At 66.9% G+C, this 12,337-nt stretch carries 11 protein-coding genes and 1 tRNA gene; 5 read left to right on the forward strand and 7 right to left on the reverse strand.

What is annotated here, in order from left to right:
• Positions 1-165 precede the first annotated feature (165 nt).
• The 4 genes from CCK91_RS17510 (at position 166) to CCK91_RS17525 (ending at position 3,700) form a co-directional block, all read left to right on the forward strand.
• Positions 166-1,299, forward strand: coding sequence for a DNA polymerase III subunit delta' (locus CCK91_RS17510; RefSeq protein ID WP_085512408.1), 1,134 nt, complete (start codon positions 166-168; stop codon positions 1,297-1,299).
• Between the two features lie 150 nt (positions 1,300-1,449).
• Positions 1,450-2,934, forward strand: a complete 1,485-nt coding sequence (locus CCK91_RS17515) for an alpha/beta hydrolase (protein WP_242664595.1) — start codon at positions 1,450-1,452, stop codon at positions 2,932-2,934.
• Positions 2,935-2,953: 19 nt separating this feature from the next.
• Complete coding sequence (locus CCK91_RS17520) at positions 2,954-3,589, forward strand: TetR/AcrR family transcriptional regulator (RefSeq protein ID WP_175117477.1); 636 nt, start codon at positions 2,954-2,956, stop codon at positions 3,587-3,589.
• 35 nt (positions 3,590-3,624) lie between these two features.
• Positions 3,625-3,700, forward strand: a tRNA-Thr gene (locus tag CCK91_RS17525).
• A gap of 188 nt (positions 3,701-3,888) precedes the next feature.
• Here CCK91_RS17525 and CCK91_RS17530 read toward each other — a convergent pair.
• Positions 3,889-5,043, reverse strand: a complete 1,155-nt coding sequence (locus tag CCK91_RS17530; protein ID WP_086475089.1) for a tyrosine-type recombinase/integrase — start codon at positions 5,041-5,043, stop codon at positions 3,889-3,891.
• Positions 5,040-5,228, reverse strand: coding sequence for a helix-turn-helix domain-containing protein (locus CCK91_RS17535; RefSeq protein ID WP_086475090.1), 189 nt, complete (start codon positions 5,226-5,228; stop codon positions 5,040-5,042). The genes CCK91_RS17530 and CCK91_RS17535 overlap by 4 nt, the downstream gene beginning before the upstream one ends.
• A gap of 486 nt (positions 5,229-5,714) precedes the next feature.
• Between CCK91_RS17535 and CCK91_RS17540 the strand changes: the two genes are divergently transcribed.
• A complete protein-coding gene (locus CCK91_RS17540; RefSeq protein WP_165767085.1) occupies positions 5,715-6,317 on the forward strand; it encodes a cysteine hydrolase family protein in 603 nt (200 codons plus the stop codon).
• Positions 6,318-6,487: 170 nt separating this feature from the next.
• On the opposite strand, the gene CCK91_RS17545 is transcribed toward CCK91_RS17540, so the two are convergent.
• The 5 genes from CCK91_RS17545 to CCK91_RS17565 all read right to left on the reverse strand — a co-directional run.
• Positions 6,488-7,549 (reverse strand): Gfo/Idh/MocA family protein, encoded by a 1,062-nt coding sequence (locus CCK91_RS17545; protein ID WP_086475092.1) that lies wholly within the window; start codon positions 7,547-7,549, stop codon positions 6,488-6,490.
• A 38-nt stretch (positions 7,550-7,587) separates the two neighbouring features.
• Entirely contained in the window at positions 7,588-8,511 is a 924-nt protein-coding gene (locus CCK91_RS17550) for a sugar phosphate isomerase/epimerase family protein (protein ID WP_086475093.1), read from the reverse strand.
• A gap of 42 nt (positions 8,512-8,553) precedes the next feature.
• Positions 8,554-10,476, reverse strand: coding sequence for a 3D-(3,5/4)-trihydroxycyclohexane-1,2-dione acylhydrolase (decyclizing) (iolD, locus tag CCK91_RS17555; RefSeq protein WP_086475094.1), 1,923 nt, complete (start codon positions 10,474-10,476; stop codon positions 8,554-8,556).
• Positions 10,476-11,414, reverse strand: a complete 939-nt coding sequence (gene iolB / locus CCK91_RS17560; protein WP_086475139.1) for a 5-deoxy-glucuronate isomerase — start codon at positions 11,412-11,414, stop codon at positions 10,476-10,478. The genes iolD and iolB overlap by 1 nt, the downstream gene beginning before the upstream one ends.
• Positions 11,415-11,536: 122 nt before the next feature.
• Positions 11,537-12,337 (reverse strand): aldehyde dehydrogenase family protein (locus tag CCK91_RS17565; protein ID WP_119863574.1); only part of this gene is annotated, 801 nt, incomplete at its 5' end.

Consider the following 12,337-nt stretch of genomic DNA (forward strand, 5'->3'; position numbering starts at 1 on the left):
GAAGGGCGCACCCTTCCGGTCCCTGAGCCTGTCGAAGGGCGAGCGTGTGTGGTCTGCACTTCGACAAGCTCAGTGACCGTGGGTCGGTTCAGTGGCCGTGGTTCGGCGCAGTGACCGGCACGCACCCCGCCGGCTCAGGTCGGTACCGCCCGGTATCGTAGACGTATGGCTTCCTGGACCGACTTGACGGGTCAACGCGACGCGATCGAGCTCCTCCAGTCGGCGTCGGACCCGGTCACGCCCAAGGGCCTCACCCACGCCTGGCTGATCACCGGGCCGCCCGGTTCCGGCCGGTCGACCCTCGCCTACGCGTTCGCCGCCGCGCTGCTCAGTCGTGAGCCCGGGGGCGACGACGTCACCCGTCGTCAGGTGGAGGCGCGCACCCATCCCGACCTCTCCGCACTGAGTACCGATCGCGTCATCATCACGATCGACGAGGTCCGCGACCTCGTCCGCAACGCCTACCGCGCGCCGTCCGTCGGTCGCTTCCGCGTCATGGTCGTCGAGGACGCCGACCGCATGACCGAGCGCACCTCCAACCTGCTCTTGAAGTCGCTCGAGGAACCGCCGAGCAGCACGATCTGGGTGCTGTGCGCGCCGAGCGAGGCCGACCTGTTGCCCACCATCCGGTCGCGCGTCCGCTCGGTCCGCCTCGGCGTCCCCACCATCGACGACGTCGCCGAGCTGCTGGAACGGCGCGACGGTGTGGCGCCCGACCTCGCCGAGCGTGCCGCCCGTGAGGCGCAGAGCCACGTCGGCATGGCCCACCGCCTCGCGACCGACCCCGGCGCACGGCAGCGCCGTGAGTCCACGCTCCGTGCCGTGCTCGACATCCGCAGTGCCGGCCAGGCTGTCGTCACCGCTGGCCGCCTCCTCGAGCTGGCGGGCGATGACGCGAAGGCGTACACCTCGCTCCGCGACGAGGCCGAGCGCGAGAGCACCCTGCGCTCACTCGGCGTCGAGCCCGGTCAATCGGTCCCACCGGCCCTCCGCTCGCAGGTGCGGGCGATGGAGGAGGACCAGAAGCGGCGCGCCACCCGCAGCCTGCGCGACGGGCTCGACCGGATCATGGTCGACCTGCTCTCGCTGTACCGCGACATCGTGCTCCTGCAGCTGGGGCACGACGCCACGATCATCAACCGTGAATTGCGTCCGGAACTCGAGGAAGCCGCTCGCCGGACGACGCCTGCGGTTACGATCGAAACCTTGGAGGCGATCTCCGTCGCCCGCACACGAATCGAAGGGAACGTCGCCCCGGCGCTGGCCTTGGAGGCCATGCTCGTGTCGGCGGTCCGGTAGGGAGCCTCTATGACTTCGCCCAGGCAGCAGCCGTCGGACTCGACGGGATCGACCGGTGCACCCCGTCGCAGGGGTCCCGGTGCGCGCCGTGCGGCGCGGGTCGCCCTGGTGGCTGGTCTCGCGGTTGCGGCGCTCACCCTGAGTGGGTGCGTGACGGCCTTCCTGCCACCGAAGGCCGCTGAGCCGACGACGTCGTCCTCGTCGCCCGCGACGAGCGACGTCGCCGCCGAGCTGAAGCCCTTCTACGAGCAGAAGCTCGACTGGAAGACCAGTGGCTGTGCCGACGGCTTCGAGTGCGCCACGGCGAAGGCGCCCATCGACTGGGACAACCCCTCGGACGGCGAGCTCTCCCTGGCGCTCGTGCGGCACCAGGCGACGAACGGCAAGCCGATCGGCTCGCTCTTCATGAACCCGGGTGGCCCGGGTGGTTCCGGGTACAGCCTCGTCGCCGACAGCCTCGACTTCGCGGTCGACAAGGACCTCCAGGAGAACTTCGACGTCGTCGGCTTCGACCCGCGCGGTGTCGGTAAGTCGACGCCGGTGACCTGCCTGACCGACTCCGAGATGGACGCGTACCTGTACGACGTGACGCCGGGGAAGCGCGGCTCCGACGAGTGGATCGCCGCGAACGAGAAGGCTGCGAAGGACTTCGGCGACGCCTGTGCGGAGGAGACGGGCAAGATGCTCGAGTTCGTCGACACGCAGAGCGCTGCGAAGGACCTCGACATGCTGCGCGCGGCCGTCGGCGACAAGCAGCTCTACTACCTCGGGTACTCGTACGGCACCTTCCTCGGCGCGACCTACGCGGAGCTCTTCCCGAAGAACGTCGGCCGACTCGTGCTCGACGGTGCGATCGACCCGTCGACGTCGAACTTCGAGGTCGTCAAGGAGCAGGCCAAGGGCTTCGAAAGTGCTTTGCGTGCCTACCTCGAGGACTGCATGACGGGTAAGGACTGCCCGTTCAAGGGCTCAGTCGACAGCGCGATGACCGAGATCAAGACGCTCCTCGACGAGGTCGACGCGAACCCGATCCCCGGCGACGACGGACGTGAGCTGGGCGGCAACACGCTGCTCACTGCGATCATCTACCCGCTGTACCAGGCCGATGCGTGGCCGTACCTCAGCAAGATGTTCGCCGAGGTCATGCAGGGTGGGACCGACATCGCGTTCCAGTTCGCCGACGGCTACAACGGTCGCAACGAGTCCGGCAAGTACGCCGACAATCAGACCGAGGCCTTCAACGCGATCAACTGCCTCGACTACAGCTACGACGACGACAAGACGAAGATGGCCGACGAGGCGAAGCAGCTGGAGGAGGCGGCTCCCGTGATCGGCGAGTACATGGCCTACGGCGACACGTTCTGCGCGAACTGGCCGTACCAGACGCGGACCGAGCGTGGGGAGATCCACGCGAAGGGTGCTGCGCCGATCCTCGTCGTCGGGACGACGAACGACCCGGCCACGCCGTACGTCTGGGCGCAGAACCTCGCGGAGCAGCTCGACAAAGGTCAGTTGATCACCTACAAGGGTGAGGGTCACACGGGCTACAACAAGGGCAGCGACTGCGTGAACCAGGCGGTCGATCAGTACCTCATCGACGGCACGGTGCCGTCGAAGGACCCGATGTGCAGTTGACGGCGGGATCCTGATGACCATGACGGCGCCGGCTGAACTCGGGCTCCGCGAGCGGAAGCGGCTCGCGACGCGTCGGGCGATCCAGCATGCGGTGCTGACGCTCGCGAGTGAGCAGGGGCTCGAGAACGTGACGGTCGAGGAGGTGAGCCGTCGAGCGGAGGTCTCGCCGCGGACCTTCTTCAACTACTTCGGGACGAAGGAGGAGGCGCTGATCGGCGACATCCCGCTGATCCCAGATGGAGACGCCCTGCACGCCTTCCTCACCGCGGGGCCCGCCACCGACGTACTCACCGATCTGGGGGAGCTCCTGGCCCGGACCGTGGGTGACGCCGACGAGGACGTCGAGATCCACCATCTCCGCAAGGACGTCCTGCGCGACCACCCGCACCTGCTCGGTGCGCGGATCGCGAGCATGCGCGGCTTCGAGGAGGGCCTCTACAAGGTCGTCGAGCGGCGGGTGCTGAACGACGACCCGACGCTCGCGGAGGACGCGGAGGCGCTGTTCGACCGCTGCTGGATGGTGACGATGGTGGGCTTCGCCGGCCTGCGTCATGCCTGGCGCTGCTGGGCCGATGCGCCGACCCCCGGCTCCCTCGCCGAGCGGATCCGTCGTTCTTTCGCCGAGCTGTACACGACGGTCCAAAAGCTGCGCTAACATGGATACTCGTGCGCCGGGCGACCAGCGCACGCGCCGCCCTAGCTCAGTCGGCAGAGCATCTCACTCGTAATGAGAAGGTCAAGGGTTCGATTCCCTTGGGCGGCTCCACCAGCATCACCCGGCCGTTGCCCTGGAACACCCAGGTCAGCGGCTTTTTTCTTGCCCCCTCGTAAGCCGGTCCGACCGGCCAAACTGGGCGACAGCTGCCGAATAGGCGTGAAAATGTAGCAACGCGTGTAGCAACGCATGTAGCAACGACGCCGCGAACGGCAGCGAACAACGGTGAACGTGCATGGTCATTCCGGTCCTGCGGCGGGGGAGTCGAGCGCGGCGTTCATCGCGTCTGAGGCGTTCCGAAGGGTCGTCGGTGCGACGTGGGAGTAGATGTCGGAGGTGATCGCCATATTGGCGTGCCCGAGGATCTCCATGACCGTGCGCATCTGCACGCCCTGGGCCAGAAGGAGCGATGCGCAGGTGTGGCGCATGTCGTGGAAACGGATCCGGCGCACGTCTGCAGCGGTGATCTCTTTGTCGAAGCTGCGCCGGAGGTTGCTCGGTTCGATGGGTGTGCCTGTCCGTGTGGTGAAGACGAGTCCGGAATCGGTCCAGGCACCGCCAGCGGCGCGCTGATCCGAAAGTTGGTTCGCGGCTCGAGTCTTGAGCGCTGTCATGGCTCGCGCTGGTAAGGGCAGGGTCCGACGCGAGCGAGCGGTTTTCGTCGGACCGATTGAGATCCCTTGGCCGGTTCCCGCGCGGTGAGCGGTCTGCCGGATGCGGAGCTGTGTCCGCTCTGCGTTGATGTCTGCCCAGCGCAGGCCGAGCAGCTCTCCCCGGCGAAGTCCGAGCGTCAGCGCGAGTACGTAGAGTTCGGCGAATTGTGAGTCTCGGCTGGACTCCATGAAGGTGGAAGCCTCCTCTGCGGTCCACGGATCGACTTCCTGGTGCTCGATCTTGGGCGCGCGGACGAGTGATGCGACGTTGCGCCCGATGCGCTGCTCGCGGGCTGCTTCGGCGAGGATACTGCGGAGCACGGCGTGAGCAAGTCGCACGGTGTGGGCTGAGACGCCCGTGCGCGCGATGTCGGTGTGCATTTCGCGGACCTGTTGTGGTGTCAGCTGTTCGAGCTTCTTCGTGCCCAGCGATGGGAGCACGTGTTTGTGCAGAACCCACTCGTAGTTGGCCCTGGTCGTCGGGCGGAGCACGCTCGGTGCGATGTGGGTGAGCCAGTGCTCGGAGTAGGTCCTCACGGTCCAACCAGAGACGGCGGTTGGGACGCCGGCGTCTGTCTGGGTGATGAGGTCGCGGAGCTTGGCGGCTACCTGCGCTTTGGTGTGTCCGTAGACGGTCCGACGTTTTCGTGCTCCGTTCGCGGCCAGCACGTACGCTGCGCCAGTCCACTGGCCGTCGTCGCGTTTGTAGATTGACCCCTCACCGTTTGCGCGCTGACTCACGCCTGGTCTTCACCTGCGAGCTGGCGGGTAAAGCGGTGCAGCGCGGCGACGGGGATGCGTCTGGCGCGTCCGATCTTGACGCTGGACAGGTGGCCGAGCCTCATGAGGTCGTAGACGGTGGAGCGACCCACTCCGAGTGATTCTGCTGCCTCTTCGGCGGTGAGCAGGAGCTTGTCGATTGGCATGATGATCCGATCAGTCGTTGGGCGTCCGAGTAGGTTCCCTGCGACTGCTCTTGCCGGTAGGCGCCGTAAGCGGCGGACCTCCGCGGATTACGCCATCCATCGGCTCTCCGAGGTTGGTTTCAGGCCCGGTTGGGTTTCAGGGATGATCCAACAACTCGATGGCGCCCTGAGCTGACCAGCTCGCGGACGCACGATTGGGCGCCAGCACATCTTCGTCGAGCCTCGAGCGATGCCCTTGCTGGAATTTACATCCCGGTAACGATCCCGATACGTCTTCGTCGCGGACACCTGATTGCCTGAGGGTGTCCTCGGCGAGGGCGCCCACCGATTCGACGGATGTCCGGTGGGGAGGCACTCTCGATCGTATGCATCGACATCTTGGGTCTAACGCGCCGGTTCGTAGGCCAACCACGGCCGCGCGGTCCCATTGCCTGTGACCGCGTAATACCTGCCGAGCAAGGAGACGAAATGTCCAGCGCGTTACTCGTGATCGACATGCAGAACGGTTTCATCCACCCTGAGGGTTCGTTGCCGAGTCTGGGTATGGGAATGCCCAACATCGACTCGGTGATAGCCGAGAACGCCGAAGCCATCGCTGCGGCGCGCACCACGGGTGTGCCGGTCATCTACACCCGGAGTGTCTTCCGGCCTGGGATGGTCGACCTTCCACTGAGGATGGAGGGCTTCCTTCCGCCGAACTTCGAGATGCTCGAGCGCGGCAGCTGGGATGCGGAGATCCACACTGCCTTGACACCTCAGGAGGGTGAGGCTGTCATCGACAAGAACCGGTATGACGCTTTCCTGAACACCCCGCTCGAGCAGCTCCTGCGAACGCTGGGTGCCACGACCGTACTGGTCCTCGGAACGGTGACATCGATCTGTGTCGAGTCGACGGTCCGTTCCGGGTACATGCGTGACTTCGACATGTACGTCGCGTCCGATGGTGTCGCGGGGGCGCCGGGGCAGCACGAGGCTTCGCTCGACATCATGGGCGCCGCGTTCGCGACCGTTCTTCCTTGGCGAGAGGCGATCGCTGCCATCACGGCTCCGGTGGCGCTCGCGGGCCCGTCCGTAAGCACTGCCGGGTAACGGGCCGGCGGGATCCGTCGGCGCGCACCTCGGTCCGATGAAACAGACGGTCTGCGACGCCACATGGCTTCGGAGACCGTCTGTTTGTTTCAGATGGTTAGTGGACAGGCGCTGCGGGCGAAGCCTCTGCTCCGTCAATGAGGTCGTCTTGTCGCCTGACCATCGGAGGGTTAGGCGTAGAAGGAGGGACGTTCAGGCAGGGCGACTGGCACCGGGCCGTCGGTGGTAAGGGCTGCGACGCCGGCTTCACAAGCGAGCGCAACCTTGTAGCCGTCCCAAGCGTTCGGGCCGTCAACGAGCGCGCCGGAGCGGACGGCATTTACCCAGCGCTGTACCTGCGCGTCATAGGCGGATGCGAAGCGTGTTACGAAACTCGTGTGCTCACCGACGCCGAAGCGTCCGCCCTGCCAGAGCTGCAGGCCGGAAGGCTGGCCGATGCGCGCGACAGCCTGACTGAAGACGGCTTCTGTGCCGACCTGGTAGCCGAACTGGGCACTGACGTTCATCTCGACGTCGACGAGCACACCGTTCTCAAGCCCGATGAGCACGAGTATGGGTTCGCGGAGGTGTCGAGGAGCCGACGCATTGCGGCGGGGGAACTTTACCTCCACGCTCGTGACTGTCGATCCGGCAACCCACGGCAGTACGTCGAACTCGTGAACGACGGAGTCGGTGATAAGCATTGTTTGCGTATAGCTCTCAGCCACGCTTGCATTGCGATGCACCCCACGGAGCATGAGGAGTTCTCCGGCCTCGCCGGAGTCGACGAGTGCGCGCAGTTGCTGGTACTCGGCGTCGAACCGGCGCATGAACCCGACCTGGATGTGCGGGCGGTCGAGCTGCTGCTCGGCCTCCATCACTTTCAAGGACGAGACGGGGCTCGGGGTGAGCGGCTTCTCGCACAGAATGGGGAGGCCGGCCGCGAGTGCCGGCAGGAGCACGGGTTCGTGGAATTGGCCCGGAGTGGCGATCAGCACGGCATCGACGGCCTGCGCGGCGATCGCGTCCTCGAGGCTCGTGAACGCGGCCGAGCCGGGCGCAGCCGCAACAGCCGCGGCAGCGCGTCCGGTGTCGGGCTCGATGACGGCGGAAACGACGGCACCGCTGACCCGCTCGGTGATCCTTTTGACGTGGTCGGCACCCATGACACCGGCGCCGATGACACCGACACGGATGTCGCCCGGCTCTCGCTCGGTGTCGGTGGGACTGGTAATGGTCGAGGTGATGCGCATGGCTGAGATGCCTTTCGTGATCGGAGGTGGAACGGGTGTCAGCTGACGCGGGCAGCGGCGGTCTCGCCGAAGATGTGCTCGCGTGTGCGCTTGGCGATGGGGAACGGGCGATCGATCGAGCAGCCGTACATGTCCTGCTCGACGATCCCGAAGATCTGCGGGTCGAGTGCCGCGACGCGCTCGATGATCGGGCCGAGCTCCGGTACGCCGAACGGCGGCTCGACCATGATCTCCTGGGTGACAGCCTCAGCGAACGGCACGTCGTTCTTCAGCACGTCGAAGAGCAGGCTCGTGTCGACCTGCTTGAGGTGCAGGTAACCGATCCGCGACGGGTGGTCGTCGATGAGCTTGAGGTTGTCGCCGCCGTAGTAGGAGAAGTGGCCGGTGTCGAGGCAGAGGTTCGTGTATCGCTCGTCGGTCGCGGCGAGGAAGCGCTCGACCTCCCTGGTCGTCCCGACGTGGCTGTCGGCGTGGGAGTGGAACTGCTGCTTGATCCCGAACTCCTCGAGGAGGGCCTTGCCGAGACGATCGTGACCGGCGGCGAGCTTCGTCCACTGCCCATCGTCGAGCGTGCGGGACTCGAGGACCTCACTCGTCGCGTCGCTCCGCCACAGGTCCGGGATCACGACGAGGTGCTCGGCCCCGAGCTTCGAGACGAGGCCGGCGATGTCGAGCGCCTGGTCCCAGGCACGCTTCCACTGGTCGTCGCCCTTGTGGAAGCCGGTGAAGACGGTCCCCGCCGAGAGCTTGAGCCCTCGGGAGCCGAGTTCGTCGGCGAGCTGGTTCGGGTCGGTGGGGAGGTAGCCGTACGGTCCGAGTTCGATCCACTCGTATCCGGAGGCGACGACCTCATCCAGGAATCGCTCCCACGGGACCTGCTTCGGGTCGTCGGGGAACCAGACACCCCACGAGTCGGGGGCGGTGCCGATGCGGATCGACGGAGTGGTGGCGGGTTCTGACATGGGGTTCCTTCGGTACTCGTTCGTGGGATTCTGGTCGGGCACTCAGCCGAGCAGCGGCTTCTGGGTGGCCTTGATCTCGGCGTACTCCTCGTACGCACGCTGCGTGCTCGGTAGCTCGGAAACTGCCGGGACGGGGACGTCCCACCAACCCTCGCCATCTGGTGCGTACAGCAGCGGGTCGCTGTTGATGTGGATGAGCGTCGTCCGGTCGGAGGCCTTCGCAGTCGCCATGGCCGCCCTAAGGTCGTCGATCGACGAGGCGCCGGGCTCGACCTCGATCACGTCGACGCCGTAGCTGCGCGCGTTGGCGGCGAGGTCGACGGGCAGGATCTGCTCGCCCTGGAAGTTGCGGGCCTCGGGATCGAGGCTGCGGTACCAGGTGCCGAAGCGCTCGGAACCGACCGTCTCCGACAGATGTCCGATCGAGGCGTACCCGTGATTCTGGATGAGGACGACGATGAGCTTGATGCCCTCGGCGACCGCGGTCACGAGCTCCGTGTGCAGCATGAGGTACGACCCGTCGCCCACCATCACGACCACGTCACGGTCGGACCCGCTCGCCTCGGCACCTCGCTTCACGCCGAGACCGCCGGCGATCTCGTACCCCATGCAGGAGAAGGCGTACTCGACGTGGTAGCCGAGGGCGTCCCGCACGCGCCACAACTTGTGGAGGTCACCGGGGAGTGATCCCGCCGCCTGGACGATGACGTCCTCAGGCTCGGTCGACGACTGGACGGCACCGATGATCTCGGCTTGTCCGGGGAGGGCGAGTCCCGACGGCTCGAAAGCGGCGTCGACGGTCGCGTCCCATGCCGCCTTTTCACGGCGGACGGTCTCGGCGTAGTCGGCAGCGACTCGGAACCGAGCGAGCTCACCATGGAGCGCTTCGACCGTCTCCCGTGCGTCGGCGACGACGGCGATCTGCGTCCCGTGCTTGTAGGCGTCGAAGCTCGCGACATTGACGTTGACGAAGGTCACGCCCTCGGCTTGGAACGCCGTGCGGCTCGCCGTGGTGAAATCGCTGTAGCGAGTGCCGATGCCGATCACGACGTCTGCTTCCGCTGCGAGACGGTTCGCCGCAGTGGTCCCGGTGGCACCGATCGCGCCGACGTTCTGCGGGTGGTTCCACACGAGCGACCCACCACCGGCCTGCGAGGTGCCGACGGGGATGCCGGTCGCCTCGACGAGCAGCCGCAGCGCCTCCTCGGCGTTCGAGTAGATCACGCCCCCGCCGGCGATGATGATCGGACGCTTCGCCCCGCGGATCGCAGCTATGGCGCGGGCAAGTGCAGCTCGTTCCGGCAGCGGACGGCGCAGGTGCCATTCACGGTTCTGCAGGAATTCGAGTGGGACGTCGACGGTCTCCGCCTGCACGTCCTCCGGGAGAGCGATCGTGACCGCGCCGGTCTCGGCCGGGTCAGTGAGTACGCGCATGGCTGCAAGGGCGATCGAGAACAATTGCTCCGGTCGCTGCACCCGGTCGAAGAAGCGAGACAGCGGACGGAACGCGTCGTTGACGGTGATGCCGATGTCGTGCGGCAGCTCGAGCTGTTGGAGGACCGGGTCAGCGACGCGCGTCGCGAAGGTGTCGCTGGGCAGCAGGAGCGCCGGAAGGCGGTTCGTGGTGGCGAGGGCCGCACCCGTCAGCATGTTCGCGGCACCTGGGCCGACCGAGGCCGCACTCGCGAAGGTACCGAGGCGGCGGTGCATGCGGGCGTACCCGACGGACTGGTGCACCATCGCCTGCTCGTTGCGCGCCTGGAAGTACGGCATGAGGTCGGGATCGAGTGCGTTCGCCTGTTTGAGCGCCTGCCCGAGACCCGCGACGTTGCCGTGCCCGAAGATACCGAACACGCCGGGGATGGTCCGCTCACGGTGGTCGCCGTCCACGGTCCACTGGTGACCGAGGAACTCGACGAGCGCCTGGCTCACCGTCATCCGCTTCGTCCTGGAGTTCGTCGCCATCACTGCCGTCCTTCTGCGTCGATGCTGTCGTTCGAGTGGTGCGGTGCCGCGTCGGCCGTGTACGGCAGGCGTGGGTCGACCTCCTGGCCGACCCAGCTTTGGCGGATCCACGCGTGTGCGGGGTCGTCGCTGATGTGCCAGACCCGTTCGTCGTCTGGACCTGCCATCACGTTCAGGTAGTAGAGGTCGTATCCCGGAGCCGCGACCGCCGGCCCGTGGTAACCGAACGGCACGAGCGCAATGTCGCCCGTGCGGACGATCGCGGTGATGTCGATCTCCCCGGCGGGCGAGGAGTACGTGGCGAACATGCCGAAGGGGTCTGCGGACGCCGGTGCCGTCAGCCCCTTCGACACGGCGGACTCGAAGTAGTAGATCTCCTCGAGTAGCGACTCCTCGCCGGGTACCGACTCGTCGTGCTTGTGTGCGGGGTACGACGACCAGTTCTCCGCCGGGGTGACGACCTCGCAGACGATGAGCTTCGCCGCATCGAGTGCGTCCGGCGTGCCGAAGTTGTGGACCTGCCGGCTGGACCGCCCGGCACCGCGCAACTCGACGGGCACCTCGTCGGCGCGCACGTGGCGGGTCGGGAGCGCGGTGCTCGCTGGAGCCTCGGCGACGGCGACCCGGCCGGAACCGCGGAGCGTCCCGGCCGCCCCGACGCCGAGGTACAGGACATCGGTGGGGCCGTCGAAGACGGACGCTCGACCGTCGAGCACCGCGGTGTCGGCGTTCCCCTCGCCGTCCGACCACTGCACGGAGAACGAGCCGGCGAGCGGGATGACGATGCGCTCCACCGCACCGGCCGGGAGCCCGAGCTCGTCGTCACCCGAGAGTTCGGCGACGCGGAGACCGGTGTGCTGCCAACCCTCGGTCGCCCCGTCGACGACGCTCTCCCAGCCGTCGCGGGAGAGGTCGCCCTGCTCGTACATCCACTGCATGGTGTTCACTCCGTCGTGTGTGATTCGATCTTGCCGCTCGGTCCTGCCCTTCGACAGGATCCGGGGGGGGGCTGCCCTTCGACGGGCTCAGGACCCGCTTGTCGAAGGCCGGCCGGGGTGCCTCAGTTCTGGGGGAAGCCGAGGTTGATGCCGCCGTGGGAGGGGTCGAGCCAGCGGGAGGTGATGGCCTTCTGCTGGGTGAAGAAGCGGACGCCCTCGGCGCCGTGGGCCTTGGTGTCGCCGAAGAGGGAGTCCTTCCACCCGCCGAAGGAGAACGTCGCGACCGGGACGGGGATGGGCACGTTGATGCCGATCATGCCGACCTGGATCTCGTTCTGGAACCGTCGGGCGGCGCCGCCGTCGTTGGTGAAGATCGCGGTCCCGTTCCCGAACGCGCCGCCGTTGATGAGTGCAACACCCTCCTCATATGAGGCCACGCGGACGACGGCGAGGACGGGTCCGAAGATCTCCTCCGTGTACACCTTCGACGTCGTTGGGACGTTGTCGATGAGGGTCGGGCCGAGCCAGAACCCGTTCGGGTCGCCGTCGATCGGGGTGTTGCGGCCGTCGACGACGATCGTCGCCCCATCGGCTTTGGCGACGTCGAGGTAGGAGGCGACCTTGTCGCGGTGCACCTTCGTCACGAGCGGGCCCATGTCGCAGTTCCGGCGGCCGTCACCGATCCGCAGGGTCGCTGCGCGTTCGGCGATCTTGCCGATGAGTTCGTCCGCGACGGGCTCCACGGCGACGACGACGGAGATCGCCATGCACCGTTCGCCCGCGGAGCCGAAGCCGGCGTTGATGGCGGAGTCGGCGACGAGGTCGAGGTCGGCGTCGGGCAGCACGAGCATGTGGTTCTTCGCCCCGCCGAGCGCCTGCACGCGCTTGCCGTGCGCGGTGCCGGTCTCGTACACGTACTTCGC

It is taken from the genome of Plantibacter elymi (nom. nud.), assembly GCF_900177795.1.
Classification (GTDB): Bacteria; Actinomycetota; Actinomycetes; order Actinomycetales; family Microbacteriaceae; genus Plantibacter; species Plantibacter elymi.